Source organism: Georgenia wutianyii, assembly GCF_006349365.1.
Classification (GTDB): Bacteria; Actinomycetota; Actinomycetes; order Actinomycetales; family Actinomycetaceae; genus Oceanitalea; species Oceanitalea wutianyii.
In genome coordinates, this window is record NZ_CP040899.1 from 614,224 (window position 1) to 627,869 (window position 13,646).

Below are 13,646 nucleotides of genomic sequence, written 5' to 3' on the forward strand. Positions count from 1 at the left end.
GCATCCGGCGGCGGGGCCGTCCGGACCGGTCCGCAGGTCCCCGGAGGGTAAAACGTCGGTGTGCTCCGGACCCGCGTCCTCTGACGAACCTTTACGATGGCGGTGTGACCAATGTACTTCTCGTCGAGGACGACCCGGCAATTGCGGAGCCGCTGGCCCGCGCGCTCACGCGCGAGGGCTACGAGGTGCGCGCGCACGGCACGGGTCAGGGGGCCATCGACAACTCCGCGGGCATGGACCTCATCGTGCTGGATCTCGGGCTGCCGGACATGGACGGGCTCGACGTCGCACGGTGGATCCGCAGCCAGGGGATGACCACCCCCATCCTCGTGCTCACCGCCCGCGCGGACGAGGTCGACCTCGTCGTCGGCCTCGACGCCGGCGCCGACGACTACGTCACCAAGCCCTTCCGGCTCGCCGAGCTCCTCGCCCGGGTCCGGGCGCTGCTGCGCCGCGCCGGTGGTGAGCTCACCGACGAGGACGAGCTCACCGCCCAGGACGTCCGCGTGGACGTCGCCGCGCACCGCGCCTTCCAGGGCAAGCGCGAGCTGCAGCTCACCGCCAAGGAGTTCGAGCTGCTCCGCGTCCTCGTCCGTGAGGCCGGCTCGGTCGTCTCCCGCGACGCGCTCATGCGCGAGGTCTGGGGCTCGGACCCGAGCGGCTCGACGAAGACGCTCGACATGCACGTCTCGTGGCTGCGCCGCAAGCTCGGCGACGACGCGAACGACCCGCGCTACATCACCACCGTCCGGGGCATGGGGTTCCGCTTCGAGACGACCGGCGAGAGCTGAGGCGGCGTGCGTCGTCGCGCGGTGACGATGACGCTCGTCGCGGTCACCGTCGCCGTCCTGCTGCTCGGGGTCCCGCTCGCCGTCTTCGGCGGGCTGATGATCTGGGAGTCCGAGCGCTCCACCCTGGAGCTGCGCACCTCCTACGTCGGGCGCGCCGTCGAGCGGCGGATCGCCAACGGTGAGGAGCTCGACGACGCGATGCTCGCGCCGTTCGTCGGTGGGGAGAACAACCTCGGGGCCCGCATCGTCGTCCAGGACGACGTCGGGCGGATCTTCACGGCCGGGGACCCGGTCGAGGGGCGGGTGCTCCGCGCGGTCCAGGTGACGCCGAGCGGTGCCACGGTCCGCATGGAGGTGAGCGCCGTGGCCGTCCAGTGGATGGTCGTGCGCGTCGTCGCGCTCGTCGTCGTCGCGGCGGTGCTCGCGCTCGGCGTCAGTGTGCTCGTCGCGCGCCGCCAGGCCCGCAAGCTCGCCGCCCCGCTCATCTACCTCGCCGCCAGCGCCGAGCAGATCGGCTCGGGCCAGGTGCGCCCGCACCTGCGCAAGTCCGGCATCGAGGAGATCGACCTCGTCGCCGCCGAGCTCACCCGCACCGCCGACCGGCTCGCCGGGCGGCTCGCCGCCGAACGACAGTTCGCCGCGGACGCCTCCCACCAGCTGCGCACCCCGCTCACCGCGCTGTCGATGCGTCTGGAGGAGATCCAGGCGATCGCCACGGACGAGGACGTCGCCGAGGAGGCGCGGGTGAGCCTCGAGCTCGTCGAGCGACTCACCGGCGTCGTCGAGGACCTCCTGCGCAACTCGCGCCAGGCTGGCGGCGGGACCACCGAGGCGCTGCGCCTCGCCGACCTCTTCGCCCAGCAGGCCGAGGAGTGGGGCCCCACGTTCGCCTCGGCCGGCCGCGAGCTCGTCCTGCCCGAGCACTCCGAGATCGCGGTCCTCGCCACGCCCGGCGCGCTGGCCCAGGTGCTGTCCACGCTCCTGGAGAACTCGCTCAAGTACGGCGCCGGCACGACGACGGTGCGTGCGCGGGCCTCGGCGTCCGAGCACGGCGTCGTCATCGAGGTGACCGACGAGGGGCCCGGCGTCTCCGACGACCTCGCCCCCGACATCTTCGAGCGCAACGTGACGTCCGGGAAGGGGACGGGACGCGGTCTCGCGCTGGCCCGCGACCTCGTCGCCGCCGACGGCGGGCGCCTGGAGCTCGCCCAGCGCCAGCCCCCGGTGTTCGCGATCTTCCTGTCCGCGGTGCCCAAGACGTTCGACCCCGCCGTCGTCCTCCCGCAGGGCTCACTCGTCAGCATGGGCCGCCGCCGCCGCCGCTGGTAACCCGTCCCCCCTCCCCCCGGCGAGAGCCGACTTGCGCGCGACAGCCGACTTCTACGCGAGAGCCGACTTGCGCGCGAGAGCCGACTTGCGCGCGAGAGCCGACTTGCGCGCGAGAGTCGAGTTGCGCGCGAGAGCCGAGTTGCGCGCGAGAGCCGAGTTGCGCGCGAGAGCCGAGTTGCGCGCGACAGCCGACTTCTACGGGGCGACCGGCTTCCCGGTGAACACGAGGTAGCGGTAGCAGAAGTAGCGGAACGCCGTCCCGAGCACGAGGCCCACCCCGTTCGCCGCGATGTTGTCCGCCAGCGGCGAGGTGAAGCCCAGGACGTAGTGCGAGATCCCGAGGGCGCCGACCGCGATGAGCATCCCGCCGGCGTTGACGAGGAGGAACCACACGAGCTCGCGCCCCCGCTGCTCCCGCCGAGACCCGGCGAACGCCCAGTACCGGTTGCCCAGCCAGGCGACGAGCGTGGCGACGACGACGGAGACCACCTTCGCGGTGAGCGGCTTGTGCCCGAGGATCTCCCCCGGCCCGAAGCGCAGGAGGTTCATCAGGCCGACGTCGACGACGAACGCGACACCCCCGACGGCGCCGAACCTCGCCAGCTCGGCCGCCTGCTCGCGCCACCGCCGCCAGCGCCCACCGGCCGCGGGGACCGCCTCGCCGGCCGCCTGATCCTCCTGGGTCGCTGGGCCCGTGGCATGGGACGAGGTCACCTCTCCAGCGTACCGGGCAGTAGGCTCGCGGACCGTGGGAGCAGTGGTGGCGGTCGTGGGAGGCGGGCAGCTCGCCCGCATGATGCAGCAGGCGGCGATCGGGCTCGACGTCCGCCTGCGGGTGCTCGTCGAGGCGCCCGACGGCGCGACCGGCCAGGTGGTGCCGGACGCCCCGGTCGGCAGGGCCGACGACCCGGACGCGGTCCGCGGCATCCTGCCCGGTGCCGAGGTCCTCACCTTCGAGCACGAGCACGTGCCCGGCACCCTCCTCGACGAGCTCGAGGCCGAGGGCGTCGCGGTCCGCCCCGGCGCCCGCGCCCTGCGGCACGCGCAGGACAAGATCGTCATGCGCACCGCGCTGGGCGGGCTCGGCGTGCCGTGCCCCCGCTGGGCACCCGTGCGCACCAGGGACGAGCTCGCCGCCTTCGGGGACGCGACCGGCTGGCCCGTCGTCGTCAAGACCGCCCGTGGTGGCTACGACGGCAAGGGCGTGCGCGTCGTCGCCTCCGCCGACGACGCCGGGGACTGGCTCGACGCGCTCACCGGTGAGGACGCGCTGCTCGCCGAGGAGCACGTCCCGTTCACCCGGGAGCTCGCCGTCCTCGTCGCCCGCCGCCCGAGCGGTGAGGTCCGCGCGTGGCCGGTCGCCCAGACCATCCAGCGCGACGGCGTCTGCGCCGAGGTCCTCGCCCCCGCGCCCGACCTGCCCGCCGAGCTCGCCGCCCACGCCGTCGACGTCGCGACCCGCATCGCCGAGGGGCTCGACGTCACCGGGGTGCTCGCCGTCGAGATGTTCGAGTTCCCGGGCGACGACGGGGCGCCGTGCATCGCCGTCAACGAGCTCGCGATGCGGCCGCACAACTCCGGCCACTGGACCATCGACGGCGCGGTGACGAGCCAGTTCGAGCAGCACCTGCGGGCCGTGCTCGACCTGCCGCTCGGGCCCACCGACGCGCGCGCCGCGGTGAGCGTCATGGTCAACCTCCTCGGCAGCGAGCTGCCCGACCCGGCGCGCGCCCTCGACGCCGTGTTCGCCCGCTGCCCTCGCGCGCGGGTCGAGCTGTACGGCAAGGAGGTCCGGCCCGGACGCAAGCTCGGGCACGTGACGGTCTACGGTGATGACCTCGAGGACGTGCGGCGCGAGGCTCGGGCCGCCGTCGCGCTGCTCGGTGGCCGGCCCGGTGAGCAGGCGCAGGACCCGGTAGGCGCGTGAACGCACCAACGAGGAGAGGACCGCGGATGGACGTCGGGATCGTCATGGGGTCGGACTCCGACTGGCCCGTCATGGAGCAGGCCGCCGACGCGCTGGAGGAGCTCGGCGTCGGCTACGAGGTCGGGGTCGTCTCCGCGCACCGGATGCCGGAGCAGATGCTCGCCTACGGCCGCGAGGCTGCCGGGCGCGGGCTGCGGGTGATCATCGCCGGCGCGGGGGGAGCAGCGCACCTGCCCGGGATGCTCGCCGCCGTGACGCCGCTGCCCGTCGTCGGCGTGCCCGTCCCGCTGCGGCACCTCGACGGGATGGACTCGCTGCTCTCGATCGTCCAGATGCCCGCCGGCGTCCCGGTCGCGACCGTCTCCGTCGGCGGGGCGCGCAACGCGGGGCTGCTCGCCGCGCGCATCCTCGCGGCCGGCACGAGCGAGGCGGACCTCGAGCTGCGCCGGCGCATGGTCGACTTCCAGGAGAACCTGCGCCGCGTCGCCGAGGAGAAGGGTGCGCGGCTCGCCGCGGCGCGCAGGCACACCACGGGCTTCTCGGCGTAGCCGAGCGGGGGCAACGCCCCGCTGCTGCGCGTCGGTAGCCTGACGCCATGAGCATCATGGTCACCGGCGGGGCCGGGTACATCGGGGCGCACGTCGTCCGGCTGCTGCAGGAGCGTGGCGAGGACGTCGTCGTCGTCGACGACCTGTCGACCGGCCGGGAGGACAGGGTCGGTGACGCGACGCTCGTCGAGCTCGACGTCGCCGGTGGTGATGCCCAGCAGCTCCTCGAGCAGGTGATGCGCGAGCGTGAGGTGACCGGCGTCGTCCACTTCGCCGCCCGCAAGCAGGTGGGGGAGTCGGTGGCCCGGCCCGCCTGGTACTTCCAGCAGAACGTCACCGGGCTGGCGAACGTCGTCGCGGCGATGGAGGCCGTGGGGGCGGACCGGCTGATCTTCTCCTCCTCGGCGGCCGTCTACGGGATGCCCGACGTCGAGATCGTCACCGAGGACACCGACCCGCGCCCGATCAACCCCTACGGCGAGACCAAGCTCGTGGGGGAGTGGCTCATCGCCGACGCCGGGCGCGCCTGGGGGCTGCGGGCGGCGTCGCTGCGCTACTTCAACGTCGCCGGCGCCGGGTGGCCCGACCTCGGTGACCCGGCCGTGCTCAACCTCGTGCCGATGGTGCTCGACCGGCTCGCCAAGGGGGAGCGGCCGAAGGTCTTCGGCGAGGACTACCCGACGACGGACGGCACGTGCATCCGCGACTACATCCACGTCCTCGACCTGGCCCACGCCCACCTGGCCGCGCTCGACCACCTCGCGGGCGGCGACGGCGGGAACCTGGTCCTCAACGTCGGCACGGGGCAGGGGGCGTCGGTCAAGGAGGTCATCACCGAGATCGGACGGGTGTCCGGGCTGGACGTGACTCCCGACGTCGAGGAGCGGCGCGCGGGTGACCCGCCGCGGCTCGTCGCCTCCGCCGACCGGATCGCCGAGGTGCTCGGCTGGCAGACGCGCAACGGGCTGCCCGAGATCATCGAGAGCGCCTGGGAGGCCTGGCAGGCCGGCCCCCGCCGCATCGGCTGACCCTCGGCCCCTTCCCTGCCCCCTCGCGAGAGCCGACTTCCTCGCGAGAGCGGAGTTTCGCGCGAGAGCGAAGTCTCGCGCGAGAGCGGAGTTCCGACCGACGTCGAAGTCTCGCGCGAGAGAGGCCATCCCCTGTGACAGGCCGGGGAGCAGACCCTCGGGGGAGCTGCGCGGTCGCGTGACGGGGAGCAGGCGGCGGCACTGTGCGGAAGCCCGTTGTCGTACGGAAGTCGGCTGTCGCGCACAAGTCGGCTGTCGCGCACAAGTCTGCTGTCGCGCACAAGTCGGCTGTCGCGCACAAGTCGGCTGTCGGCGGGAGGGGGAGGGGGAGGGGTGTGCTGGCCGGGTGCACGCACCCGGCCGGCACACCCCTCCCCCTTCTTCCTGTCCGTTCCTCCTGCGCTCCTTCCGGCCGCTTGCTTGCGCTTCTGGGCGGCCGGGCCCTCTCCGACAGGGTCAGGTGCGGCGGATGCCGAGGGTGTCGGTGGTGTCACCGTCCCAGTCGCCGACGAGGACCTCGTCGCCGGGGCGGCCGAAGGTGACGACGCGCTCGGCCTCGCCGCTGCGCAGCGAGTTGCTCACGTAGTACGTCGCCCCGCGGCGCACCGCGAGGGTGTCGCGGCCGTCGCCGTCCCAGTCGCCGGACAGGACGACGTCGCCGGCCCGCCCGTAGGCGAGGACGACGTCCGCCGGACCCGGACGCAGGGAGTCCTTGACGTGGTAGACCTGCCCGCGGCGCACGGCGAAGGTGTCGCGCCCGTCGCCGTCCCAGTCGCCGACGAGCACCTCGTCACCGGCGCGGCCGTACACGACGACCGTGTCCGCTGGTCCTCCCGAGAGCGAGTTCTTCACGTGGTACTCCGCCCCGCGGCGTACCGCGAAGGTGTCGCGCCCGTCGCCGTCCCAGTCACCGACGAGGACGACGTCGCCCGGCCGGCCGTAGTGGAGCACCGTCTCGGCGGCCCCGCCGCGCTGGGCGTTGGAGACGTGGAAGGCGGTGCCGCGGCGGACGGTGATCGTGTCGCGCCCGTCGCCGTCCCAGTCCCCGATGAGCACCTCGTCGGTCGACCGGCCGTAGGCGAAGTAGACGTCGGTGGTGCCCCGCCACGTGTTGGACAGGTGGAAGCCCTTGTCGCCGACCGGGGTCGGCGAGCCGGGGGCGGGGGCGACCGGGCCGACCGGCTCGCTCGTCCCGCTCACCGTGGCCAGGCCGGGGGCGGAGACGGTGGCCCGCACGGCGAGCATCGCCGCGGCGTCGGCGGCCACCGGCGTGTACCGCCCGCTCGTCGCCCCGGCGATCGGGGCGCCGTCGCGCAGCCACTGGAAGGTGACCTCGGCGCTGTCGGACAGGTCCCAGCCGGACATGTCGGCACGCAGCTCGCTGCCGACGACGGGCCGGCCGGTGACCGCGACGACGCCGCCGGTCACCGCCACGGGCACGGTCGTCGTCGCGTCGTTCACCGCGAGGGTGACCTCCACCGTGCCGGCACGCAGGCCGGTGACCGTCCCCGTGGCCGGGTCGAGTGCCACGACGGCGTCGGCCGGCGCGTCCGCGACGGCCCCGACGTGGACGCCCTGCGAGCCCGACCAGGCCCAGCTCATCGGCCAGGCGAGGCCGAAGGTGCGCGTGTCGTCCTGGGTGACCTCGGCCTCGAGCACCACCTGCTCACCGGCGCCGAGCGCCTCCTGCGGCGCGGTGACGGTGAGCTCGTCGACGCGCGTCTGCACCTCGACGGCGAGCCACTCGTCCTCCGACTCGGCCCAGCGGCCTGCCTCGGGGTCCACGCCGAGCATCGTCCAGCCGGTGAACCCGCCGTCGGCGGGCGTGGAGGACGGGCTCTTGCCCGCGTTGCCGTTGATGACGTAGGGCACCCCGTCCACCCGGGTGGTGTCGAAGACGCCGACGTGCGCGCCGACGTAGGCGACCGACTTGCCGGTCTCCGCACGCCACTGCGCGAGCCACGAGTCGATCATCGCCGCCTCGTGCCGGTCGGTGAGCTGGCTGTTCTTCGTCGGGAGCGGGTCGTTGGTCGGGTGGTGGGCGAAGACGAGGACGCCGGTGACCGAGTCGTCCGCGGCGGCGGCGTCGAGCTGCTCGCGCAGCATCTGCACCTGCGCGAAGTCCGCCGCGAGCCGCCCGGTGGCGGAGCTGAGCGTGACGACCCGGGTGGCACCGAGGTCGATCGCGTGGGAGGTCGCGCCGAACTCCTCGACGAAGTTGGCGATCGGCCCGCCCATGACCTCGTGGTTGCCCGGGACGTAGTACCAGTCGAACGGGGCGTCGCCGAGCTCCTCCTCGATGATCGTGCGCGCGAGGTCGAAGTCCTCCGGGGCGGCCTCGTCGACGAGGTCGCCGTTGATGACGAGGAGGTCGGGGTCCTCGGCGACGATCTCCCGGAAGGCGTCCCGGGCGCCCTCGACCGCGCCGCTCTCGGGGTTGCGGGCGACGAACTGGGCGTCGGACATGACGGCGACGCGCAGGTCGTCGTCGTCGGTCTCCCCGGTGGGCACGACGAGCGGGTCGGTGACCCGCTGCTCCTTCGGCGCGGGCACGCCGTCCGGGGGCAGGTAGGCGTAGATGTCGGAGAAGCCGACCTCGCCGGTGTACTGCTTGGCCGCGACGGTCTCCAGCACCCGGATGCGCTCGAGGGTCAGCGGCGTCTCGAAGGACGACGGGACGACGAAGTCGACCCGCTGCCAGCCCTCCCACGTGATGTGCAGGGACTGGGAGCCGCCGGGCCCGTCGATCCAGCCGACGACGCCGTTGGCCTGGCGGACCTGCAGGCGCAGGAGGGCGCCGTTGCCGTCGCCGTCCACCCACACCGACAGCTTCTGGGGGCGGCCGGGGATCTCGATCGCCCCGCCCGGGGCGACGGCGTACTGGCCGCGGGTGCCGGTCGACTGGGTGAAGTCGTAGGTCATCCGCAGCCCGTCGCCGCCGTCGTGGCCCTCGGCGGGCACGACGGTGCCGCCGGGCGCGCGGTCGTGGGCCGAGGTCCACCGCTCGGCGGCGGACAGGTCGTCGATGACGCGCAGCTCCAGCGGCACGGCGACGACGAGCTCGACGCTCACCTCACCGACGGCGAGAGTGAGCACCGCCGAGCCCTCGGCTCCGGTGGCGGTGACCTCGAAGGCACCCTCGGGGGTCGGGGTGACGGTGAAGGTCTGCGGGTCGGGGTTGGTCACGGTGACGTCGCGCGCCTCGACCGGCGCGGTGAAGCCCTCGGCGTCGTGGCCGGTGAGCGTGATCGTGGCGGAGGAGCCCTCGGCCTCGAGGTTGAGGACGTTCTGCGAGGCGGTGAGCCGCGCGAGCGGGCCGAGCACCTCGACGTCGAGGGTGCCGGTCGCCTCGCCCGTGGACGCGGTGACCACGGCGGAGCCCGGCTCGGCCCCGACGACGACGCCCTCGCTCACCGTGGCGGCGGCGGAGTCGCTGGCCCAGGCGCTCGGGGCGCCCGCGACCGGGGAGAACGTCTCGTCCATGCCGTGCGCGGTGAGGGTGCGGTGCAGGCCGGGGAAGACGCGGTGCGCATCCTCGTCGCCGGACAGCGGCTCGACGCGGAAGGCGGTGAGCGCGCCGGAGCCGGGGACGGAGAGGAACAGGCCCAGGCCGTTGGCGTCCTCGCGCTCGTAGCCGTCGGAGGGGCTGTTGCGCACGGTGGTGCCCGCGGCCCCGGGCTCACGGGCGTTCATCTGGGAGGAGCCGCCGCCGTCGACGTTGAGTGCGTCGTGGGCGCCGAGGTCGAGCATGAGCTCGCCGAGCTCGCGCAGGCTGAGGCCGCGGGAGGTGGCCTGACGGCCGTCGACGACGACGAAGTAGGCGGTCGCGCCGTCCTCGCTGAAGCCGATGGCGGTGCGCGGGTGGCGGGTGGTGTTGTACTCCCCGTCCGCGCTGCCGACGACGCCGTCGGCGAGCACCGGCGGCTCGCCCTCGGGCTGGCCGCCGACGGCGACGCGCACGTCCTCCTGGTCCAGGGCGTAGGCGACGGTCACCTGCGTGCCGGGCTCGAGGGCCGCCAGCGCGTCGGCGGCGGCCCCGGGGCGGGCGACGAGCGCCTGCGTGCCCTCGGGCAGCTGCCCCTCGCCGGGGGCGCCGACCGAGGTCACGCGGCCCTCGGCGTCGAGCAGGACCTCGACGCCGGTCTCCCCGGCGGGGACGGCCCGCGTGCGGGTGTACTCGCCCCAGTGGCTGGTGTAGACGGTGAGCCCGCCGGCGGGCATGGCGAAGAGGTTGACGCCGGACAGGGGCAGGGTGGCGTCCGGCAGCTCGACGGTGCCCTCGAGGAGGAGGCGGGTGATGCGCCCGAGGCCGGACTCGTCGAAGGCGACGGACTGGCCGCGGCCCGGGTTGGGCGACTTGAGGATGCCGTCGCGGGAGGAGACGGCGGCGCCGGCGGGGGCCCAGGAGTTGTTGATGTCGAAGAAGTCGCCGTTGACGGCGGCGACGGCGCCGGCGCGCTCGGCCATCTCGCTCACGGTGGCGCCCTGGGCGACCCGCTCCGGGCCGATGTAGTCGGCGCGCACGGTGGAGTCGCTGAGCTCGGCCTTGAGCACGTTGACCTGGAGCCACCCGTCGGCGTCGAGCCGCTCGAAGGTGACGTGGTCCAGGCCGGGGGCGAGGACGGTGTGGTCGACGTCGGTGACGATCGCGGCGCCGCCGGCGTCGAGCTCCATCCCGGCGACGACGACGGGCTGGGTGGCGGCGTGGGACTCGTGTGGTGTCGCGGCGACGAACCCCGCGGCGAGCAGCGCGGCGACGGTCGCGGACGCCGCGAGGCGGGCCGGCCGTGGGGCGGACCTGAGGTGGGACAACTCATCCTCCTGGTGGTGGGTCGGAGGGAAGCGAGACCCCGCCCCCCGGCGTGACGGGCCTCACCCTATTGGGCAGGGCTTGACGCGGGCAATGAGGTGTCGAAACTTGTTTCCACATCGGGTCTCCCCGCCGCTCGCGTGGCTCGGACCGTACGCGCCGGCCGTGAACCCGCGGTGAACCCCGGGCGTCCGGAGGAATGCCGTCCCCCTCCGCCGTGTTGGCCCCCGCATGAGCCACCGCAACGACCCCGCCGTCATCGAGCGCCTGCTCACCACCCCGGGCAGGTGGGCGATCGTCGGCCTGTCGGAGAACCGCGAGCGCATCGCCTACGGCGTCGCCGGGCACGTCCAGCGGCTCGGGATGGAGATCGTCCCGGTGCACCCACGCGCCGAGACCGTGCACGGGGCGCGCGGCTACACGCGCCTGGCCGACGTGCCCGGGCCGATCGACGTCGTCGAGATCTTCGTCAACTCCTCACTCGCCGGCGGGGTCGTCGACGAGGCGATCGCCGCCGGGGCGAAGGCCGTGTGGCTCCAGCTCGGGGTGGTCGACGAGGCCGCCGCCGCGCGCGCCGCGGCCGCGGGGCTGGACGTCGTCATGGACACGTGCCCGGTCATCGAGGCGCCGCTCATCCACGCCTGAGGCGCGGGGCCGGCCTACTGGAAGTCGGCCGCCGTGAGCTCGCCGTCGCGCAGCCGCTCGAAGAACAGCGGGGCGCGCTGCGGGTCGAGCAGGACGGTGGAGCCCACCCCGCCCGGCTGGTAGTTGAGGTCGGCGATGGGCGGCGGGCCGACGAGCCCGTCGGCGCCGGTCGCCGCGCGGAAGGCCAGCGCCATGCGGGCGATGTCGAGGATGTTCGTGTCCTCGTCGACGGCGATCGAGTCGAGTGCCGAGCCGGCCAGCCCGACCTGCGCGCGCGGGTCCAGCAGCGTGCCGGGGCTGCTCACCTCGGAGACGATCGCCGCGACGATCTGGCGCTGACGGTCCGTGCGGCCGATGTCACCGGTCGGGTCGGAGTAGCGCATCCGTGCGAACGCGAGCGCCGTCTCCCCGTCCGCCGGGTGGCACCCGGCCTGCCAGACGAGGCCGCTCATCGGGTCGTCGACGTCCATGTCGAGGCACAGCTCGACCCCGCCGACGGAGTCGACGACGTCTCGCACGCCGCCCATGCCGATCTCGACGTAGTGGTCGACGGTGAGCCCGGTGAGGCCCTCGACCGTCTGGACGAGCAGGGGCGGGCCGCCCAGGGAGAACGCCGCGTTGAGCTTGTTGGCGCCGTACCCCGGGATCTCGGTGAAGGTGTCGCGCGGCAGGGAGATGAGCGCCGCCGGGCCGGACTCCGGCTTGTGGAGCACCATGATCGTGTCGGACCGCTGGCCCTCGGTGCCGTCGTCGACGACGCCGCTGCCCCGGGAGTCCGAGCCCGCGAGGAGGTAGGTGGTCCCGGGCGTGTCGGGCGCCCCGGAGAGCGCGTCGACGTGGTTGATCTTCCCGTTGGCCCAGATGAGCAGGCCCACGGGCCACGCGATCGTCAGGACGAGCAGGAGGACGAGCGCCGTCGCGACGACCCGACGCCCGCGGCGCTTGCGCCTGACCGGCGGGGGTGCGACCGGCTGCTCGGGCGGGGCCTCGCGGACGGCGACCGGAGCCTGCCGGGGCGCGTAGGCGGGCGCGGGCTGTCCGGCGGGCCGCTGACCCGCGGGACGCTGGGCCGGCGCGGGCTGCGCGGTGCCCTGCTGGGCGTGCACCGAACGGCGCTCGGGCGCGGCGGGACGCGTCGTCGGCATGGCCCGGGTGGCGTCCGCGGGCGGGCCGACGGGGCGCGCACCACGGGCGTCGGGCCTGGGGCGCGACGCGCCGGGCGCGAACGAGGGAGGCATGGCTGGGCCGTCCGGCTGCTGCCGGCGGCCGCGGGACCGACGCTCGTCCTGGGTCATCTCACTCCCGACTGTCCGTGCTGGGCCACTGTAGTGCGCCCGGCGTGCCGGGCGGTGGAGGCGCTCAGGAGCAGAGCGACGTCGGGGTCGGCTCCGGCTCGGGCGCGGCCGGAGGCTGCTCCGTGGTCGGGGCGTCCGTGGGGACGCCGGTCGCCTCCTCGGTGGGGATCTCGCCGCCGGCCGTGAGGGCGCCCTGGATCGGCCGGTCCTCGCGCAGCGCGGCCCACAGCTCCTCGGCCTCGGCCGTGGGGCGGACGCGGTTGCCGGCGTACTCGAAGGGCATCGTCTCGAAGACGATGCTGTCGAGGTCGATGCCCCGCAGCGAGTAGGCGAGCCCGGCGAGCGTGGGGATCGAGCCCAGCTGGGTACCGGTGGTCAGGGTCGACGTCGCGGCGTCGAGGAAGCGGTAGAGCGCCGGCATGTCGGTGAGCAGGTTCTTGCCCAGCGCCTCGCGGGCGATGGCGGCGACGAGCTCTTGCTGGCGGCCGATGCGGCTGATGTCCGAGCCGTCGCCGATGGAGTAGCGGGCCCGGGCGAAGCCGAGGGCCTGGCGGCCGTCGAGGACCTGCTCGCCGGCGGGGATCTGGGCGTGCGCCTTCGGGTCGTCGATCGGCTCCTCGAGGCACATCGGGACACCCCCGAGGGCGTCGACGACGTTGATGAACCCGGCGAAGTCGACGACGACGAAGTCGTCGATGTAGATGCCGGTGAGCTCCTCGATCGTGCGGATCGTGCATGCTGCGGCCGTTCCGATGCCGCCGTTGTCCGCGCCGGTGGAGAAGGCCGTGTTGAACATCGCCTCGCTGCGCGGCTCGGTCCACGAGCCGTCCTCGAGCCGGCAGGAGGGGATCGACACGAGCGTGTCGCGCGGGATGGAGATGACCTCCATGCGGGTCCGGTCCGCGGAGATGTGGGCGATCATCGTCGTGTCGGACCGCTGCCCGCCCTCGGGGGTGGACCCGAAGGACGCGTTGGTCTCACCGGCGCGGGTGTCGGAGCCGAGGACGACGATGTTGAGGTCCTCGCCGGCCGCGCTGTCGATCGGCAGCGGCTCCTCCTCGCCCGCCGTCGTCGGCCGGTCGCCGAGGAGGTCCTCGATGTCGTGACGGTCGATGTTGCCCTGGATGTCGTTGTACGCGATGGCGACGCCGCTACCGGCGAACAGGACCAGGCTGAGGGCGGCGACGCCCCCGCCGCGGGCCAGACGCGAGGTACGACGGCGCTGCGACGAGGCGTGGCGAGGAGTACTGGCAGACACAACTGTCGACTATAG

The 13,646-nt window shown here is 74.1% G+C and carries 10 protein-coding genes; 6 read left to right on the forward strand and 4 right to left on the reverse strand.

Annotated elements, in window-relative coordinates; genetic code table 11:
* The first annotated feature begins 104 nt into the window (after nucleotides 1-104).
* Both FE251_RS02800 and FE251_RS02805 read left to right on the forward strand, forming a co-directional pair.
* Nucleotides 105-791: a response regulator transcription factor gene (locus tag FE251_RS02800; RefSeq protein ID WP_139073827.1), complete on the forward strand. Its 687-nt coding sequence runs from the start codon at nucleotides 105-107 to the stop codon at nucleotides 789-791.
* Nucleotides 792-797: 6 nt separating this feature from the next.
* The gene (locus FE251_RS02805; RefSeq protein ID WP_139947764.1) at nucleotides 798-2,120 is read left to right on the forward strand and encodes an ATP-binding protein; all 1,323 of its coding nucleotides are present in this window, start codon (nucleotides 798-800) and stop codon (nucleotides 2,118-2,120) included.
* Nucleotides 2,121-2,315: 195 nt separating this feature from the next.
* On the opposite strand, the gene FE251_RS02810 is transcribed toward FE251_RS02805, so the two are convergent.
* Complete coding sequence (locus FE251_RS02810) at nucleotides 2,316-2,834, reverse strand: GtrA family protein (protein ID WP_230976519.1); 519 nt, start codon at nucleotides 2,832-2,834, stop codon at nucleotides 2,316-2,318.
* Nucleotides 2,835-2,913: 79 nt separating this feature from the next.
* Between FE251_RS02810 and FE251_RS02815 the strand changes: the two genes are divergently transcribed.
* Genes FE251_RS02815 through galE form a run of 3 tightly spaced genes read left to right on the forward strand, consistent with a single transcriptional unit; the run spans nucleotide 2,914 to nucleotide 5,623 of the window.
* Nucleotides 2,914-4,047: a 5-(carboxyamino)imidazole ribonucleotide synthase gene (locus tag FE251_RS02815; RefSeq protein WP_230976594.1), complete on the forward strand. Its 1,134-nt coding sequence runs from the start codon at nucleotides 2,914-2,916 to the stop codon at nucleotides 4,045-4,047.
* Nucleotides 4,048-4,073: 26 nt separating this feature from the next.
* Nucleotides 4,074-4,595, forward strand: a complete 522-nt coding sequence (purE, locus tag FE251_RS02820) for a 5-(carboxyamino)imidazole ribonucleotide mutase (RefSeq protein WP_139073830.1) — start codon at nucleotides 4,074-4,076, stop codon at nucleotides 4,593-4,595.
* Between the two features lie 47 nt (nucleotides 4,596-4,642).
* A complete protein-coding gene (galE, locus tag FE251_RS02825) occupies nucleotides 4,643-5,623 on the forward strand; it encodes a UDP-glucose 4-epimerase GalE (RefSeq protein ID WP_139073831.1) in 981 nt (326 codons plus the stop codon).
* A 456-nt stretch (nucleotides 5,624-6,079) separates the two neighbouring features.
* Here galE and FE251_RS02830 read toward each other — a convergent pair whose 3' ends face one another.
* Nucleotides 6,080-10,435 (reverse strand): phosphodiester glycosidase family protein, encoded by a 4,356-nt coding sequence (locus FE251_RS02830; protein WP_139947766.1) that lies wholly within the window; start codon nucleotides 10,433-10,435, stop codon nucleotides 6,080-6,082.
* A gap of 229 nt (nucleotides 10,436-10,664) precedes the next feature.
* On the opposite strand from FE251_RS02830, the gene FE251_RS02835 reads away from it, so the two are divergent.
* On the forward strand, nucleotides 10,665-11,078 hold the full coding sequence (locus tag FE251_RS02835) for a CoA-binding protein (protein WP_139947768.1): 414 nt from the start codon (nucleotides 10,665-10,667) through the stop codon (nucleotides 11,076-11,078).
* Nucleotides 11,079-11,092: 14 nt separating this feature from the next.
* On the opposite strand, the gene FE251_RS02840 is transcribed toward FE251_RS02835, so the two are convergent.
* Together FE251_RS02840 and FE251_RS02845 are read right to left on the reverse strand one after the other, a co-directional pair.
* Nucleotides 11,093-12,316 carry an LCP family protein gene (locus FE251_RS02840; protein WP_139947770.1) on the reverse strand — a complete coding sequence of 408 codons (1,224 nt, stop codon included), beginning with the start codon at nucleotides 12,314-12,316 and terminating at the stop codon, nucleotides 11,093-11,095.
* Between the two features lie 121 nt (nucleotides 12,317-12,437).
* Nucleotides 12,438-13,631: an LCP family protein gene (locus tag FE251_RS02845; RefSeq protein WP_139070945.1), complete on the reverse strand. Its 1,194-nt coding sequence runs from the start codon at nucleotides 13,629-13,631 to the stop codon at nucleotides 12,438-12,440.
* Between the last annotated feature and the right edge of the window lie 15 nt (nucleotides 13,632-13,646).